This is a genomic window from Sandaracinus amylolyticus, from assembly GCF_000737325.1.
GTDB classification, from domain to species: Bacteria; Myxococcota_A; Polyangia; order Polyangiales; family Sandaracinaceae; genus Sandaracinus; species Sandaracinus amylolyticus.
The window spans coordinates 6073983-6089617 of the sequence record NZ_CP011125.1 but is presented as its reverse complement, the minus strand read 5'-3'; the positions used below and the strand labels follow the sequence as shown (position 1 = coordinate 6089617).

13 protein-coding genes and 3 tRNA genes are annotated in these 15635 nt (G+C 72.1%); 11 read left to right on the top strand and 5 right to left on the bottom strand.

Going from position 1 to position 15635, the window contains the following annotated elements:
- Window positions 1-10: 10 nt before the first annotated feature.
- From DB32_RS25650 to DB32_RS25635, 4 genes are all read left to right on the top strand, one after another.
- Window positions 11-553, top strand: a complete 543-nt coding sequence (locus DB32_RS25650; RefSeq protein WP_053235273.1) for a TrmH family RNA methyltransferase — start codon at window positions 11-13, stop codon at window positions 551-553.
- Between the two features lie 54 nt (window positions 554-607).
- Window positions 608-680 (top strand) — tRNA-His (locus tag DB32_RS25645).
- Between the two features lie 256 nt (window positions 681-936).
- Window positions 937-1010, top strand: a tRNA-Arg gene (locus tag DB32_RS25640).
- A gap of 74 nt (window positions 1011-1084) precedes the next feature.
- Window positions 1085-1157 (top strand) — tRNA-Lys (locus tag DB32_RS25635).
- Between the two features lie 69 nt (window positions 1158-1226).
- Here the strand turns inward: DB32_RS25635 and DB32_RS25630 are convergent.
- On the bottom strand, window positions 1227-2138 hold the full coding sequence (locus tag DB32_RS25630) for a hypothetical protein (protein WP_053235272.1): 912 nt from the start codon (window positions 2136-2138) through the stop codon (window positions 1227-1229).
- A 273-nt stretch (window positions 2139-2411) separates the two neighbouring features.
- Here DB32_RS25630 and DB32_RS25625 point away from each other — a divergent pair, with 273 nt between their 5' ends.
- Window positions 2412-2888, top strand: a complete 477-nt coding sequence (locus DB32_RS25625; protein WP_053235271.1) for an SRPBCC domain-containing protein — start codon at window positions 2412-2414, stop codon at window positions 2886-2888.
- Here DB32_RS25625 and DB32_RS25620 read toward each other — a convergent pair whose 3' ends face one another.
- Window positions 2889-4292 (bottom strand): ribonuclease H-like domain-containing protein, encoded by a 1404-nt coding sequence (locus DB32_RS25620; protein WP_083457762.1) that lies wholly within the window; start codon window positions 4290-4292, stop codon window positions 2889-2891.
- Window positions 4293-4302: 10 nt separating this feature from the next.
- Window positions 4303-6750 (bottom strand): DEAD/DEAH box helicase, encoded by a 2448-nt coding sequence (locus DB32_RS25615; RefSeq protein WP_053238954.1) that lies wholly within the window; start codon window positions 6748-6750, stop codon window positions 4303-4305.
- Window positions 6751-7665: 915 nt separating this feature from the next.
- On the opposite strand from DB32_RS25615, the gene DB32_RS25610 reads away from it, so the two are divergent.
- Together DB32_RS25610 and DB32_RS25605 are read left to right on the top strand one after the other, a co-directional pair.
- Window positions 7666-8592, top strand: coding sequence for a hypothetical protein (locus tag DB32_RS25610; RefSeq protein WP_053235270.1), 927 nt, complete (start codon window positions 7666-7668; stop codon window positions 8590-8592).
- 171 nt (window positions 8593-8763) lie between these two features.
- Window positions 8764-9234: a hypothetical protein gene (locus DB32_RS25605; protein ID WP_053235269.1), complete on the top strand. Its 471-nt coding sequence runs from the start codon at window positions 8764-8766 to the stop codon at window positions 9232-9234.
- Here the strand turns inward: DB32_RS25605 and DB32_RS25600 are convergent, their stop codons facing one another.
- The gene (locus DB32_RS25600) at window positions 9235-10866 is read right to left on the bottom strand and encodes a M1 aminopeptidase family protein (protein ID WP_075097623.1); all 1632 of its coding nucleotides are present in this window, start codon (window positions 10864-10866) and stop codon (window positions 9235-9237) included.
- Window positions 10867-10932: 66 nt separating this feature from the next.
- Between DB32_RS25600 and DB32_RS25595 the strand changes: the two genes are divergently transcribed.
- A complete protein-coding gene (locus tag DB32_RS25595; RefSeq protein WP_053235267.1) occupies window positions 10933-12192 on the top strand; it encodes a DNA polymerase beta superfamily protein in 1260 nt (419 codons plus the stop codon).
- Complete coding sequence (locus DB32_RS25590) at window positions 12189-12962, top strand: nucleotidyltransferase domain-containing protein (RefSeq protein ID WP_053238953.1); 774 nt, start codon at window positions 12189-12191, stop codon at window positions 12960-12962. Before DB32_RS25595 ends, DB32_RS25590 begins: the two co-directional genes overlap by 4 nt.
- On the opposite strand, the gene DB32_RS25585 is transcribed toward DB32_RS25590, so the two are convergent.
- Window positions 12959-13567 carry a 1-acyl-sn-glycerol-3-phosphate acyltransferase gene (locus DB32_RS25585; RefSeq protein WP_053235266.1) on the bottom strand — a complete coding sequence of 203 codons (609 nt, stop codon included), beginning with the start codon at window positions 13565-13567 and terminating at the stop codon, window positions 12959-12961. The genes DB32_RS25590 and DB32_RS25585 overlap by 4 nt on opposite strands.
- Window positions 13568-13686: 119 nt before the next feature.
- On the opposite strand from DB32_RS25585, the gene DB32_RS25580 reads away from it, so the two are divergent.
- Together DB32_RS25580 and DB32_RS25575 are read left to right on the top strand one after the other, a co-directional pair.
- Window positions 13687-14304 (top strand): glutathione S-transferase family protein, encoded by a 618-nt coding sequence (locus tag DB32_RS25580; RefSeq protein ID WP_053235265.1) that lies wholly within the window; start codon window positions 13687-13689, stop codon window positions 14302-14304.
- Between the two features lie 162 nt (window positions 14305-14466).
- Entirely contained in the window at window positions 14467-15633 is a 1167-nt protein-coding gene (locus tag DB32_RS25575) for a pyridoxal phosphate-dependent aminotransferase (RefSeq protein WP_053235264.1), read from the top strand.
- Window positions 15634-15635: the final 2 nt, after the last annotated feature.

Genomic DNA, 15635 nt, shown 5'->3' with positions numbered 1-15635 from the left:
GTTTTGGTGAATGGCCTACGTTCCGCCGCTCGGGATGCCGATCGACGAGGTGCGTCGCGAGCTCGATCGCATCCGTCATCCGGTGCGCATCGCGATCCGTCGCTCGAAGAACCCGTTCAACGTCGGCGCGATCATCCGCACCGCGCACTCGTTCCTGGTGCGCGAGATCGTGCTCATCGGGATCGAGCCCTGGTACGAGCGCGCGGCGATGGGCATGCAGCGCTACGAGAACGTGGTCGAGGTCGAGAGCGAGGCCGCGTTCGTCGCGATGGCGAAGGAGCGCGGCTGGTTCTTGTGCTCGCTCGAGAAGGACGACGCGTCGGTCGGGCTCTGGGACGCGAAGATGCCCGAGCACTGCGTGATCGTCGTGGGCAACGAGGAAGAGGGCGTCGGCGCGGAGATCCTCGCGGCGTCCGACGAGGTGATCGGGATCCCGATGTTCGGGATCAACCACAGCTACCCGATGACGGTCGCGGCCGGGATCGCGATGGCAGAGTGGGCGCGGCGTCGATATGCGGGCGCGGGCCGTGTGATCGTGACTCCGAAAGAGTGATGATCGCACTTGCAGGGTGAGCGCTCTTCGCTAGACTGCCGGCCCTCGTTCGTGGTGGCCGTAGCTCAGTTGGTAGAGCATCGGATTGTGGCTCCGAGTGTCGCGGGTTCGATTCCCGTCGGTCACCCTGTGTTTCTGGTGCGGGTCCCTGTGCGCTTGGGATTCGACGTTCGATAGAGCCCTCTCGTCCGACCGCGGGTCGGCGAGCAGAGAACGCGGCCCGCACGGGCTGCCGCTCTCGAGAGGGGCGGGCGATGCGAGACTGTTCTGGTCTCGATCGCTCGGCGCCTGCGCTCTCGTTCGGAGCGCAAATCGAGCACGAATGGCAGTGCTCGAAAGTCGTTGACAAGGAACGAAAGTCGAGTATCTCACGGGTCCTCCGGGCGCCCGTAGCTCAGCTGGATAGAGCGTCGGACTTCGAATCCGCAGGTCGGGTGTTCGAATCACCCCGGGCGCGCTACTCCACTGGTGCTCAGCTCTCGAATCGAGTGCTCGACTCGAGCTGAGTGATAGAGTCGGATCGAAAATCACGGGTCATTAGCTCAATTGGTAGAGCAGCGGACTCTTAATCCGTTGGCTCTCGGTTCAAGTCCGAGATGACCCACTGAAGAACGCCGCGGGCGCACACAGCGCTCGCGGCGTTCGTGTTTTCGCGGCGTCGCGATCTCGCCGCTCAGCCGACGTGCATGCGGCGACGTGCGTGCGCGGGCGTGGGCTCGACCTCGAGCTCGGCGCTCTCCGTTCCGCTCCTCGGCTCCCCGCGCGCCACGTCGGCGAGCATCGGAGGCTGCGCCTGGAGCGCCGTGATCTCCTCCGCGACGCGCACCAGCATCGGCTCCGCCGCGCGCGCGGTCGCGGTCGCGTGCACCTCGCTCATCGCGTCGTCGCAGAGCTCGACGTCGCCGACGAGGCGCTCGATCTCCGCGTGCAGATCGCCCTGTCCGACGACCGCGGTGGTGCGCTCCTGCACGAGCCGACACAGCGCGGCGACCGACGCGATCTCGCTCGCGAGCGCGTCGCGCTCTTCTTCCGCCTCGCGCAGGCACGTCAGGCGACGGCGCGTGAGCTCGATGCGGCGCTCGGCGAGACGTCGCAGGCGCGACGAGCGCGCGGTGTCGCGCTCGAGCTCGAGCGCCGCGATCTCCGCGTGCAGCTGCGCCGCGTCCGCGAGCATCGACGACTCGCGCGCCGTGCGGTGCGCGACCGAGAGCCGCACGTAGCCGTCGAGGAGACGATCGGGCGCGAGCCACTCGTCGAAGAGGATCTCGACGCTCTCCGATACGCTCGCCGCGTGCGAGCGCGCCGTCGAGATGCGCCGCTCGAGCTCCGCGAGCTCCTGCACGTGCATCGGCTCCATCGACGGATGCATCGCGACGCGCGCCTGCGCGGCGACGAGGCGACGATGCTCGCGTCGATGTCGCTGCGCGCGGCGCGCGACCGCGTTCGACCGAGGGAGCACGCCGAGCGTGATCGTCTCGAGCACCGCGAGCGCGATCAGCATCCACGCGCTCCCCACGAGGAGCGTGGTCGCGAGCAGCGTGGTGCCGATCGAGAGGTGCAGCGGATGACAGAGCACGTACCGCATGCGCTCCCAGCCGTCGCGATCGGACGCCGAGGCGCGTCGCGAGGTGGACGAGCTCTTGGCGGCGCGCGCGCTCGTCAGGGCCCCGGAGGTGGAGTGAAGCTCGAGCGGCATTGCGACCTGAACGAGCACGTAGTCCCGCGCCGCGCGCTCTGGAAGGCAATCGCGCGCGACGCTTGCGCGTGCGCGTGAGGTGGTGCGCGCGCCCACGTCTCCGCGCCGGGAGCTTCCGCGCGTTCTCGCGCTCGTCGATGCTTCCCCGCGCGAGGTGGTCCGATGGCGAAGCCGAAGTCGAAGCTCTTGTCGAGACCCGCAGCGAGGCTCGCGCGCGACGCGCGCGGGCACGACACCAGCGTCCCGGCGCGCGAGAGGCTCGAGCTCTCCGTGACGCTCCCGATCGATCCGAGCGCGCTCTACGCGGCGTGGCTCGATGCGCGCGAGCACGGCGCGTTCACCGGCGGCCAAGCGAGCTGCGAGCCGCGCGTCGGCGGGCGCTTCACCGCGTGGGACGGATACATCGAGGGCGAGACGCTCGAGCTCCACGCGGGCGAGCGCATCGTGCAGGCGTGGCGCACGAGCGACTTCGAGGACGACGACGCGGACTCGCGGCTCGAGCTGCGCTTCGTGCCCGAGGGCGACGGCACGCGCCTCGTCCTCAAGCACACCGAGCTGCCGAAGGGTGGCGCGCACAAGTATCGCGAGGACTGGAAGCAGCTCTACTTCGCGCCGATGTCGAAGTACTTCACGCGCTAACTAGTTCCTCTCCGACTTCGGAGTCGTCCGCTCGAGGGGGAGCGCCAGCGCGCGTGCGGCGCGCTTCGCCTCGCGCGCGGCACGCTTCGCCTCGCGCTGCTCGTCGCGCTCGCGCTTCTTCGCGAGGCGCGCGACGCGCTTCGCGCACGCGTCTTCTCCTTCGACCGCGGCGGTGCGCCCGGCGTGCGCCAGCGCGGCCGCGGGATCGCGCGTGCGGTGCTCGAGGTGCTTCGCGAGCGCGAGGTGCAGAGGCGCACGTCGCGCGTCGTCGGGCGCGGCGTCGAGCGCGTCGCGCAACAGGCGCAGCACCTCGTCGTGCCGAGCACGAGCGCGCGCCGCGGAGCTCGCGACGAGCAGCGCGTCGACCGTCAGCTCCGCATCACCACCGCCGCTCGCAGCCGCTTCCGCGAAGCGCGCCGCGCGATCGAGATCACCGTGCCGCAGCGCGACCCGCGCGATGCCGAGGCGATCCTCGGGCTCGTGGGCGGGCAGCACGTCCTGCCAGCGCTCGCCGAGCGTCGCGAGCAGCGCCGCGAGCGCGACGAGATCGTTCGCGTTGTGCTCGATCACCGGGCTGATCACCGAGCCCTCCGCGCCGCGCACGAAGTCCCAGTAGAGGTGCGGGATCTCCGCGCCGTCGACGTCGCGCTCGCGGCGCATGCCGAGCACCTCGGTCTCGATCTGGACGAGCCGCACCTGGCCCAGCCGTCGCGCGAACACACGACGCGCGCAGTGCAGCAGATCGAGGTGCGCGCGCGGCGTGGGCACCGGCACGCGGTTGAGCACGGCGCGCGTACGCAGCAGCGGCCAGTCGAAGCTCTTCCCGTTGTAGGTGACGATGCACGAGCTCTCGGCGATGCGCTCCGCGAGCCGCGCGAGCAGCGGGCGCTCCTCGCCCGGGCGTCGCAGGAAGAGCTGCTCCACGCGCAGGCTCTCGTCCTCGAACCACGCCATCCCGATCAGGAACGGCAGCGTCCCGGTTCCGCCCGAGAGGCCCGTGGTCTCGGTGTCGAGCAGCAGCATCTTCCGGAGATCGACTCCGTCGAGCGCGGGATCGAGCGCGAGCGCCGCGGCGATCTCGCTGCGCACTTCGAGCGCGCGCGCGATCGCGATGCGCCCGTGGTGGTGCGCGGGCGGGAGGTACTGCACCACGCGATGCAGCGGGCCGTGCGGCGTGTCGTCGAGCGTGCCCGGGAGCGGTGTCTTCACCGCCGCGGGGCGGGGCGCGGTGCGCATCGCGACGCGGTCGCGCGACTCGAGCCGATCGATCGTCGCGCGCAGCCGCGCGATGCGCTCTCGGCGCTCGAGGTCGACCGCGGAGAGGACGGGCTCGGGCGGTGGAGGCGCTGGCTGCGGCGCGGGCCCCGGCGCGCCGAGGCGGGCGAGCTTTCGTTTGAGGTCCAACGGTTCGCCCTCAGTGGGTGGCGCCGACGCCGAGGGCGTCGAGCAGCGTGAGCGCGAGGTGCTTGAGGTCGCTCGATGCGCTGGTGACGATCTCGGCGCGTGCGGCGCTCGCGGGCGGAGGCGAGACCAGCGCGCCGATGCACGCGGGGCATCCACCCGTGCACTCGCAGCCGTCGATCAGCGCGCGGGTGCGGCGCATCAGCGACTCGCGGTCCTCGAACAGACGCGGCGCGAGCCCGACCCCGCCGGGCACCGCGTCGTAGAGGAAGATCGTCGGATCGAACCCGGGCCCTGCAGCGAGGGAAGACAGCGGCTCGCCCTTGCTCGGCAGCTCGCCCTCTCCGCCGCGATCGCCCAGCGTGTGCCCGAGGTCGCGCGGATCGCACATCAGCCCGACCGACGCGACGAGGTGCATCGCGTTCATGACGCCGCGGATCGCGTCGAGCACGATCGCGCGCGGCTGGGGCATCGCGCGCACGACGTCCTCGTCGATCGTCATCCAGCACGCGCTCGTGTGCATCTGCATCTCGGGCAGGCGCACGTCGCCGTAGCCGACGTTCTCGTGCGTGTGGAACTTGATCTTCTTGTATCCGACGACCTTCTCGATGACCGAGACCTCGCCCATCCCGCTCGAGAGGCCGGCGCTCATGACCGCGCCGTCGTCCTCCTGCGTGATCGCGACGCGCGTGTACGTCATCGCGGTCGTGTAGTAGTCGGGCTCGACCTTGCGGACGAAGGCCTTGTGGTTCTCGAAGTCGAGGCGCTCGACCTGGTACTGCTCGCCCTCGTGCTGGTAGATCGCCTGCACGTGCAGCATCGTGTGCGTCGCGCGCCAGTCCATCTCGGCGATGGTCTTGTCGGTGTCGAGGTCGATGACGACGAAGTTGTCCCAGCCGACGCTGCGCAGGCTGACGTGGGTCGCGGGGTACGCGTCGGTCGCCCAGTGGTAGACGGTCTTGCCGCCCGCGCCGGCGCCGGCGTGCACGACCTGGTGCTGCGCGAGGTAGTCGAGCGCGTCCTTCACCGCGGCGGGCGGCACGTCACCGAGCGCCTCGCCTTCTTCGAAGGGCAGCTCGAACGCTGCGCACTTGAGGTGCTGCACGAGGATCTCGACGTTGTCGGGATCGATCCGCGCGTGCTCGACGGGCGCGCCGATCACCGTGTGCGCCTGGAGCGCGAAGAACTGATCGAGCGGCTGGCTCGACGCGACCATCAGCGCGAGCGAGGGATCGCTGCGGCGACCGGCGCGACCGAAGCGCTGCCACAGCGCGGCGATCGAGCCCGGATACCCCGCGCACACGACCGCTTGGAGTGATCCGATGTCGATGCCGAGCTCGAGCGCGTTGGTCGCGACGACGCCGCGGATCGAGCCGGCGCGCAGGCCCTCTTCGATGCGGCGTCGCGTCTCGGGGAGATAACCGCTTCGATAGGCCTGGATGCACTCGGGATCGATGCGATCGGCGGCGAGGCGATCGCGGAGGTACTTGAGCATGACCTCGACCGAGTTGCGCGACTGGCCGAAGACGATGGTCGGCACCTCCGCGCGCAGCAGATCCGCGGTGAGCGAGACCGCCGTCTTCAGGTAGCTCGCGCGCACGCCGAGCTCGGGGTTGAGGACCGGCGGGTTGTAGACGACGACGTGGCGGGGACCGGTCGGCGCGCCGCTCTCGTCGATCAGCGTGACGTCGCGGCCGATCATCCGCTGCGCGTGCTCGCGCGGGTTCCCGATCGTCGCGGACGCGAACACGAACGTGGGATCCGCGCCGTGGAAGCGCGCGATGCGCTGGAGGCGACGAAGCACGTTCGCGAGGTGCGAGCCGAAGACGCCGCGATACGTGTGGAGCTCGTCGACGACGACGTAGCGCAGGCACGCGAAGAAGCGCGCCCAGCTCGCGTGGTGCGGGAGGATGCCCGCGTGGAGCATGTCGGGGTTCGTCAGCAGGATGCCGCTGCGCTCTCGCGCGGCTCTGCGTGCGTCGCCGGGCGTGTCGCCGTCGTAGGTGATCGCGCCGTGGGTGAGGCCCACGTCCTTCATGAGCGTGCGGAGCGACGCTTCCTGATCGCGCGAGAGCGCCTTCGTCGGGAAGAGATAGAGCGCGCGCGCGTCGGGCTCGCGGGCGAGGCGATCGAGGACGGGCAGGTGGTAGCAAAGCGACTTGCCGGACGCGGTGGGCGTCGCGACGACGATCGACTGGCCCTCGCGCGCGAGATCGAACGCGCGCGCCTGGTGGGAGTAGAGGCGCTCGATGCCGCGGCGCGCGAGCGCATCACGGAGCAGCGGGTGCAGCGCGTCGGGGACCTCGGCGTGGTGCGCATCGCGCGGTGGGACGACGTGATGGAGCGCGACGTTGCGCCAGAGCCCGCCGTCGTCCTGCCAGCGCTCGAGGACGGATGGGAGGCCGCGGGCGGACGTCCAAGGCGCTTGGGGGCGAGCGAAGGGCGGGTCGTCCGCGAGCATCGTGGTCGGCACTGTACGAATGTGCCGGGGGACGGGGCAAGTGTTCAGGATGGGGATCTGTCTCGAGATCGGCGACGTGTCGGCGGGGGCGCGGGGGTGGGGGTCCGGCGCGCCGGTGCTCGCGGCTGCCGTTCAGCGAGGGCGCGAGCTTCGGGAGGCGGCGCTTCGCTCGCTCGCGCGCTGCACGCGCAGCGCTCGCTCGCCGACGAGCTCGCGTTGCCGTCGACCCGACCCGCTGCGTGGGCGCGCCGGACCCCCACCCCCCGCGCCGTGACGCGGAGTCTGCCGTCTCGGTTTTGTGGCGGTGGGATGGCTCGCGACCGATCCGCGCTGTTCGCGCGGCTCGGTCGCTCGCGGGTCGCAGCGCGCGCCTGCGGCGCCCGACTGCGCGCCCGGTGGCGCGGGTCTTTGGGGCGCAGAGTGAAGTCGTGGGCGAATTGCTGAACGATTTCCGTGCGTCGAGAGGACTTGGATCGACGGGCGCGACGATTCGGGTCCTCCGGAGGAGGTGGGATCGACGCGCGGGACGATCTGGGTCCTCGAGAGGACGTGGGATCGACGCGCGGGACGATCTCGGTCCTCGGGAGGAGGTGGGATCGACGCGCGGGACGATCTCGGTCCTCCGGAGGAGGTGGGACCCGGCGCGCGGGACGATCTCGGTCCTCGGGAGGAGGTGGGATCGACGCGCGCGTCGATTTCGGTCCTCGGGAGGAGGTGGGATCGAGGCGCGGGACGATCTCGGTCCTGCCGAGGACGTGGGAACGACGCGCGGGACGTTCCGGGTCCTCGGGAGGAGGTGGGATCGGCGCGCGGGAGGGTTCGGGTCCGGGGGTCCACGCCGGACGTTCGCGCTTCGCGCGACGGCTCCGCCGCGTTCGTCGTCACATCCGGGCGCGTCGTCGGCACTCGTCCATCGTGCGGATCTTCGCCTTCCTCGTGTCGCTCGCGCTCGCCGTTCCGACGGTCGTGCTCGCGCAGCCAGTCCCGATGGGGCCGACGCGCGAGGTGCGCGCGCTCGATGCCGGGCTCGTCTCGGTCACGACGACCTGGAGCGAGGCGCGCGGACGACGCGCCGCGCGCGTCACGGCCTCGCTGGGCGCGGCGCGACCTCTCGTGCTCCACGACGGCGCGACCGTGCGCACTGCGATCGGTGGTGAGCGTGACGCGCTGCTCGTCGTCGCGTTCCACGGTGGCGAGCACGCCTTCGTGCGCGCTCGCCTCGCGCGCGTCGTCGAGGGCGGTGCGCTGAGCGCGGGGCCCACGCTCGAGCTCTCTCGCGAGCACGCGGCGCGACGTCCGACGCTCCGTCCGGCGGCCGCGCTCGTCGCGACGACGCCCGACGGGTTCACCGTGCTCGTGCAGGAGCAGGACACGCGCAGCCCCGACGCCGACGTCGTGACGACGATGACCCGCATCGCGCACGACGGCGCGCTGATCGAAGCGCCGCGCGTCGTCGCGATCCCGTGGGCGCTCGGTGCGCTCGCGTGGAACGGGCGCGGGTATCACCTCGCGGTGCTCTGGGGCGGCTGGGGCACCGAGCATGCGGGCACCGCGCGCGTCTGCCTCGTGACGCTCTCCGAGCAGGGCGCCCCGCAGGAGCATCCGTGGTGGGCGAGCACGTTCGACGCGCTCTCCGACGTGCAGCTCGCGCGGCGCGACGACGGCGCGATGGTGCTCGTGTGGCGTCGCGGGGACGCGCTCGCGGTGATGGCGCACGTCTCGAGCGCGCCCGGTCGCTGGGGCGCGGAGCCGGCGCCGGCGATCGAGGTCGCGCGCATCGCGCCCGATGCGCCGTTCGCGCTGCAGCTCGACGGCGAGCGCATCGTCGCGCGCACCGAGTGACGCGCTCCGCGCGCGCGAGCGGGGCCGGCCTCCCGGCAAAAACGCCTCGCCGCGCACACGGGCGTGGTGAGCTGACACGGAAGCGTGGCGAGAAAGCGCGAGAGCACGCGTCTTCGGGCGTGGCCTGCACCTTGCTCAGCAGCGAGGCCCACGGGGAGGCCACGGAACACCATGAACGCGACCGAGCTCTTGTCCGATCGTGCCCGCGATGTCCGCGCACTGCTCGACGCCGTCGAGTCCACCGACGATCAACTTCGTCTCCGCGATCTCGCGAGCCGTCTCGCGGCGCACCTGCGCGTCGAAGAGGAGATCCTCTTCCCGCTGGCGCGCACGAGCGGCGACCTCGAGGACCGCACCGTGTCCGCCGAAGTGCTGCGCCGGATGAGCGCGCCGGGCGCGGACCACGCGAAGCTTTCGCGGGTGATGGAGCTCGCCGAGGCGCGCCTCGACGGCGCGTACGACGCGTATGACGACCTGCTCCACCACGCGATCGACGACGCGACCCTCGAGCGCATCGGCGACGCGCTCGCGGCGCGCTTCGAGGACGGAGTGCGCGGCACCACGCGCGGCCTGCGCACCGGTGCGCGCCGTGCGCCCCAGCGTCGCGCGCGTCCGATGCGCGCGGCGGCGCGGCGTCGCTGATCAGAGCTCGAGCGGCGTCGGACGCGGCGGGACGGCCGGTCGCGCCTCCCACGGCACCGGCGAGTCGGCGAGCCGATCCTCGGGATCGATCTCGACCTCGACCGCCGCGTCCTCGAGCTCGATCGTCGCGCGTGCCATCCGCGAGGCGGGCGCGAGGCCGAAGTCGACGCGCGCGATCACGTCGCGCGTCGCGCTCGCGACCCGCACCTCGACGAGCATCGGGAACGCGCGCTCGCCCGGGCCGCTCTGGGTGACCGTGACCTCGGCGCGCCCTTCGCCGAGCGCGACGACGCTCGCCTCGAGGTGGGGCAGCGGAGGCTCACCCGCGCCGACGATCCACGCACTCGTGTAGGCGTCGAGGTCGCGCCCGGACGCGCGCTCGATCTCGGCGATCAGCGCGTCGGTGTCGCGCGCGCCGCCGTCGCGGAGGAACGCGAAGATGGCGCGCAGCAGCGCGTCGCGGCCGACGAGCGGCTCGAGCTGGAGGAACGTCGCCATCGGCGCGAGCCCGTACGCGACCGCGCGGATGACCGCGGGGTCGGGATGGTCGATCGGGCGCGGGTACGCCGGCGGGAAGCGCGCGTTGCGGTGCCAGGTCGCGCGCGTCGCGTCGGCCTCACCGGGCGGACGGCGCTCGTCCTCGAAGACGTAGACGAGGTACTCCGCGATCGCTTCTTTCCACGCGAAGTCCGCCATGCTCGCGGGCGTGGTGCGATCGCCGGCCCACTGGTGCGCGATCTCGTGCAGCAGCGTGTGGAGCGCCGGACGCGCGTAGCCGGTGTCGGTGCGCGTGGCGAGCGCGTCGTTCAGCACGATGTTCGCGGGGTGCTCGTAGCCGAGCCAGGTCGACGGCATCGTGGCGACGCGCAGCTCGTCGCCGTAGGGCAGGGGGCCGAGCTCGCCGACCAGCCACCGCACGAGCTCGGTCACGGCGCCGGCGTCGATGCTCTGCGCGACGCGGCCATCGCTCGGCTCGAAGAACGTCACGCGCGCTCCGTCGATCTCGGCGAAGGGCCGGGGGACCCATGCATCGCTCGCGGCGAGCGCGAGGGCGACGTAGGGCGGCGCGGGCGTGTCCGCGAGGGTGCATCGGGTGTGATCGTCCGCGACGATCGTGCGCGCACCGGGGCAGAGCACGAGCTGCTCGCGCGCGTGGCGGACGTCGAGCGTGACGTGCTGGAGCGCGCCGATCGTCGCGTCGCAGGGCACGGTCGCGCCGCAGGTGCCGAGCCACGCGGCGAGGCGGGTGTAGCGCCGCCCCGCTGCGTCGGTGAGGCGCTGGAAGCCCGCGTCGGTGCCCGGGACGACGTGCTCGCGGAGCGCCGACTCGAGCTCGAGCGTCGCGCCGCCCGCGCAGGCGCACGCGCCGCAGGCCTCGATCGACGCGCCGTCGCGAGTGACCTCGACGGGCGCGCCGTTCCATCGCGCGCGCTCGATCTCCGGCTCGCACGCGAGCGACGCGCAGCACGCGCCGTCGGTGCGCAGCGCGTGCGTGGCGCGCACGTGGTCGCGCGTCAGATCGATCTCGAGCGTGGTCGCGCGCACGACGGCAGCGCCGGGATCCGGCGCGCATGGCGGCGCGTCGGGAACACACGCGACGAGCACGAGCGCGAGCAGGGCGAGCCGTCGCATCGGGCGAGAACGTGTCGACGATCGCGCGCGACGTCGAGCGCCCGCGTGCGCTATGCCTGTCGCGCGATGCACCTCAAGATCGACGCGCTCGCGCACCTCGATCCGCAGTCGACGCCGCTGCCGCACGGCACCGAGGTCGTCACGCGGGTCGCGCGCGAGCACGGCGAGCGTTGCGTGCCGCAGGGCACGGTGGGGCGTGTGGTCGGCGGCGCGGACGACGCGATCGACGTCGCGATCGTCGGGGTCGGCACGCTGCGCTTCGCGCGCCACGAGCTGACGCCGCGGCGCGTCGGACAGGCGGTGTTCGCGCGGCGTCGCGAGGCGAGCTGGAGCGCGCTGCGCGGGTGCGTGGTGATCGAGACGGTCGTGGGCTCGCGCGCGTGGGGGCTCGCCGGCGAGGGCTCCGACACCGATCGCCGCGGCGCGTTCGCGCTGCCGCTGCCGTGGCGCACCGGGCTGCTCGCGCCGCCGGAGGATCTCGTCAGCGCGGACTCGACCGAGGCGTACTGGTCGATCGACAAGACGATCCGACAGGCCCTCCGCGCCGATCCGAACACGCTCGAGATGCTCTTCGTGGAGTCGGCGACCGCGCGCGATCCGATCGGCGCGTGGCTGCTCGAGGCGAAGGGCGCGTTCGTGTCGCGCGAGATCTACGGGACGTTCGCGCGCTACGCGCTCGCGCAGCTGCGCCGGCTCGAGCAGGGGATGCGGCTCGCGGAGCATCGTCACCTCGTGATCGAGTGGCTGCGCGACGAGCCGGCGCTGGATCTCGACGCGCTCGCGGCGCGCCTCGCTGCGCGCTCACCGCGCGCCGCGCCCGACGAGGCGAGCGCGCTCGCGACCGCGCGGCAGTGGGTGAAGCAGCTCTATCGATCGATGCACGACCAGGGGCTGATCGATGCGTCGGAGCTCGATGCGCTGCGACGCTTCGCGCGCGATCGTGCCGCGGCGCTGGCGCTGCCGCGCGAGCTGCGCCCGAAGAACGCGTACAACCTGCTGCGCCTCCTGATCACGGCCGAGGCGTGGCTGCGCACCGGCGAGCCTTCGTTCGTGGTGCCCGACGCGGCGCGCGATCGCCTGCTCGCGATCAAGAACGGCGAGGTCGCGCTCCATCTCGTGCTGGCCGAGGCCGAGGCGCTCGCGCCTGCGCTCGAGGCCGCGCGCGACGTGTCGCCGCTCCCGATGCGCCCCGACGTGCGACGCGTGGACGCGCTCTCGCGACGCATCGGCGAGGAGCTCGCGCGCCGTTGGATCGAGCGCGCGCCGGGCCCGTTCGGCGCGGATGCGCCGGAGCCGCCCGAGCTCGAATGGCGGGAGGACGCATGATCGAGACGCTGCTCGATGCCCACGCGCGCGACGTCGCGCGCCGTGTGATCGCCGAGGAGTCCGCCCGGCGCGAGCACGTGGTCGTGTACCTCTCGGGCGCGCACGCGTACGGCTTTCCTTCGCCGGACAGCGATCTCGATCTGAAGTGCATCCACGTCGCGCCGACGCGCGCGCTGCTCGGGCTCGCGCCTCCGGTGCCGACGTTCGATCGCGCGGAGATCCTCGACGGAGTCGAGATCGACTACACGTCGAACGAGCTCGGGCACGCGCTCACCGGCATCCTGCGCGGCAACGGCAACTTCCTCGAGCGCGTGCTCGGCAGCGCGGTGCTCGCGCCGTCGTCGATGCTCGAGCGCCTGCGCGAGATCGGCGCGCGCTCTCTCTCGCGGCGCGTGCATCGACACTACCGCGGGTTCGCCGAGAGCCAGCTGCGCGAGCTCGACAAACGACCGACGGTGAAGCGCTTGCTCTACGTGATGCGCACCGCGCTGACGGGCACGCACCTGCTCGAGACCGGCACGCTGATCACCGATCTCCCGACGCTGCTCGACGCGCACGATCAGCGCGACGCCGCGGTGCTCATCGAGCGCAAGCGCGCCGGCGAGCGCACGCCGCTCGAGGATGCCGAGCGCACGCGATGGCGCGCGCGCGTCGACGCGCTCTTCACCGCGCTCGACGATGCGCTCGCGCGCTCGCCGCTCCCCGAAGCGCCGCAGAACGAGGCCGAGCTCGACGCGTTCCTGATCGAGGCGCGCCGCGCGCGTCTCTAGGCGGTCGCCATCGGCGTCGGCACGCCGACCTCGCCGAGCGAGACGTCGCCCTGACGCTCGGGGTGCTTGCCCTTCTTGTCTCGGTAGAACTCGCGCAGCAGCTCGAAGTCGTGCGCGATGTCGCCCGTCGGATGCAGGAGCTCGCCGAGCCCGCCGCGCTTCTTCGCGAAGTCGAGGAAGCCCAGGACGATCGGCACCTCGGCCTCGACCGCGATCCAGTAGAAGCCCGTCTTCCAGCGCTTCGCGACGCCGCGCGTGCCCTCGGGCGGCACGATGAGCAGGATGCGCTCGCTGTCCTTCACCACGTCGGCGATCGCCTTCACGGCGTCGTTCTTCGTGCGGCGATCGACGCCGATGCCGCCGAGCGAGCGCAGGAACGGGCCCCACACCGGCAGCTCGAAGAGCGTGTGCTTGCCGACCCACTTCATGTCGAGGTCGAGCGACCACGCGATCGCGAGCGTGAACGGGAGATCCCAGTTCGACGTGTGCGGCGCCGCGACGACGACCGCTTTCTCGACCGGCGGCGCACCGCCGTCGATCTCCCACCCGAACGCGCGCAGCCACGCTCGTCCGCACGCGTTCCGCACCCGACGACGCAACTTCATCGAGAGACGAATTTACGAGAGCAGCGACCCGCGATCCGTCACGGAATGGTCATCACGAAGACGCGACGCAGCGCGTCAGCGCTTCCGTTCTCGACGCCGCGGCCGTATTCAACGGGCCCATGCGAGACACGCTCTACACCTGGGGCACACCGAACGGCCTCAAGCCCATCCTGATGCTCGAAGAGCTCGGCGCGGACTACGAGCTCGTGAAGGTCCACATCGGCAAGGGCGAGCAGAAGACGCCGGAGTTCCTCGCGCGGAACCTCAACGCTCGGATCCCCGTCCTCGACACGACGATCGACGGCTCGCGCGTGTCGATCGCGGAGTCCGCCGCGATCCTGATCCACCTCGCGGAGCGCGAGGGTCGCTTCCTGCCGACCAAGCCCGCGGCGCGCGCGCGCACGATGCAGTGGGTGATGTTCCAGATGAGCGCGGTGGGCCCGATGTTCGGGCAGGCCGGGTTCTTCCTGCGCCAGCGCGAGCGCAACGAGGGCGCGATCGAGCGCTACGTGAACGAGACGAAGCGCATCCTCGGCGTGCTGGACACCCAGCTGGGGCAGCACGCGCACCTCGCGGGCGACGAGTACACGATCGCCGACATGCTCACGCTGTTCTGGACGCGGAGCCCGTCGTACTTCGGGCTCACGCTCGCCGAGTGGCCGAACGTGCAGCGATGGGTCGCGCAGCTCGAGCAGCGCCCCGCGGTGCAGCGCACGCTGGCCGTCACGTTCCCGTGAGCTGTGTTCTCGGGAGGGGTCTTGGAAGACCACTCCCCCCACCGGCAGAGCCGGATCGGGGCCCCTCTCCCCGAACGCTGCACGCGGGGCCCCAGCCCTGCTTGCCCGCTCCGGGCGCTCGGCTCGATCTCTCGGCATCCGCTGACGTACGCTGCGCGCGCCATGCCGCGCTTCCCGCAGGTCGCATCCAGCTCCGACGGGCTCACCGATCGCGTCTTCTCCCGCCTCGCCGCGCGCGCCAAGGAGCGCGGCGGGCTCGTCCATCCGCTGCACGTGGGCGACACGTGGCTCGAGCCGCTCGACGTCGCGCGCGCGGAGGCGCAGCGCACCGAGAGCTTCCCGCGCCTCCACAACTACGCGCCGGTGCAGGGCGAGCCCGCGCTGATCGACGCGATCCTGCGGCACGTCGATCGGCGCGCGGGGGTGCGGCTCGATCGCGAGCTCGTGCAGGTGATGAGCGGAGCGACCGCGGCGCTCTCGGTGATCGCGGACGCGCTGATCGAGCCCGGCGAGGAGGTGCTGATCCCCGCGCCGTTCTGGCCGCTGATCCGCGGGACGGTGCGGCGTCGCGGTGGGCGCGCGATCGAGGTCCCGTTCTTCGATCGGCTGAGCGATCCCGCGTTCGATCCGGAGGCGGTGCTCGAGGCGCGCGTGACGCCGCGCACCGTCGCGATCTACGTGAACACGCCGCACAACCCGACCGGCGCGATGCTGCCCGAGCGCGCGCTCGCCGCGATCGCGCGGCTCGCGAAGCGGCACGACCTCTGGATCCTCAGCGACGAGGTCTACGAGGATCTCTACTTCACGAGCGCGCCCCCCGAGCCCGCGTGGGCGCGCGAGGACTTCCGCGGTCGCACGATCGTGGTGCACTCGCTCTCCAAGGCGTTCGGGCTCGCGGGCGCGCGCGTCGGGTTCGCGCACGGGCCGGCGGAGGCGATGCAGGCGATCCGCGGCGTGCAGACGTTCTCGACGTACTGCGCGCCGCGTCCGATGCAGCTCGGCGCGGCGCGCGCGCTCGACGAGGGCGCGGCGTGGCTCGAGAACGCACGCCGGCTCTATCGCGACGCCGCCGAGCGCACGGCCGCGACGTTCGACCTGCCGGCCCCGATGGGCGGCACGTTCCTCTTCGCCGACGTGCGCCCGTACCGCCGCGAGGGCGAGGACACGATGGGCTTCCTCGAGCGCTGCCTCGACGAGGGCGTGCTGCTGACGCCGGGCAGCGCGTCTGGCACCGACTACGAGGGCTGGGCGCGCGTGTGCTTCACGTCGGTGCCGCCCGACGATCTGCGCGACGCGCTCGCGCGGCTGCGGCGCGTGCTCGGTCGCTGAGC